The organism is Sediminibacterium goheungense (assembly GCF_004361915.1).
Classification (GTDB): Bacteria; Bacteroidota; Bacteroidia; order Chitinophagales; family Chitinophagaceae; genus Sediminibacterium; species Sediminibacterium goheungense.
The window spans coordinates 1-1,130 of sequence record NZ_SNWP01000008.1; the positions used below are offsets into that span (position 1 = coordinate 1).

The window sequence follows — 1,130 nt, forward strand, 5'->3', positions numbered from 1 at the left end:
CTGATCGTTCCCGTGATGCTGATATTCGTTAAACCTGTCAGGTTCGTAATATTCGCTGTTGTGATGTTCGCTGTTGTAGCTGTGATCGTACTGATATTCGCTAAGTTCGTAATTGAGTTCTGTGCTGATGTTGACAGACTACCACTCAAAGTTCCTGCACTGATTGTACCGGTTGCAGTGATGTTCTGAACATTCGCCAGGTTCGTAATACTATTCTGTGTACCGGCGTTAAGTGTTGCACTGATCGTACCACCCACGATATTACCTGTTACAGTGATATTATCAAAGGTTCCACCCGTGCCGGTCACATTTGTCGCACTCACCGTTCCCGCACTGATCGTTCCTGTGATGCTGATATTCGTTAAACCTGTCAGGTTCGTAATATTCGCTGTTGTGATGTTCGCTGTTGTAGCTGTGATCGTACTGATGTTCGCCAGATTCGTAATTGAGTTCTGTGCACCTGTACTTAATGATCCACTCAAAGTTCCTGCACTGATCGTTCCCGTAGCGGTGATGTTCTGGATATTCGCCAGGTTCGTGATTGTATTCTGTGTACCAGCATTCAAAGTAGCACTGATCGTACCACCTACGATATTACCTGTTACAGTGATATTATCAAAGGTTCCACCCGTGCCGGTCACATTTGTCGCACTCACCGTTCCCGCACTGATCGTTCCTGTGATGCTGATATTCGTTAAACCTGTCAGGTTCGTAATATTCGCTGTTGTGATATTCGCTGTTGTAGCTGTGATCGTACTGATGTTCGCCAGATTCGTAATTGAGTTCTGTGCACCTGTACTTAATGATCCACTCAAAGTTCCTGCACTGATCGTTCCCGTAGCGGTGATGTTCTGGATATTCGCCAGGTTCGTAATACTATTCTGTGTACCAGCATTCAAAGTAGCACTGATCGTTCCGCCTACGATATTGCCCGTTACAGTGATATTATCAAAGGTACCACCCGTGCTGTTTACACTTGTTGCACTCACCGTTCCCGCACTGATCGTTCCCGTGATGCTGATATTCGTTAAACCCGTCAGGTTCGTAATATTCGCTGTTGTGATGTTCGCTGTTGTAGCTGTGATCGTACTGATGTTCGCCAGATTCGTAATTGAGTTCTGCGCACCTGT

The 1,130-nt window shown here is 45.8% G+C and carries 1 protein-coding gene; it reads right to left on the reverse strand.

From position 1 onward, the window contains the following. Nucleotides 1-1,130 (reverse strand): beta strand repeat-containing protein (locus BC659_RS16755; protein WP_211340676.1); only part of this gene is annotated, 1,130 nt, incomplete at both ends.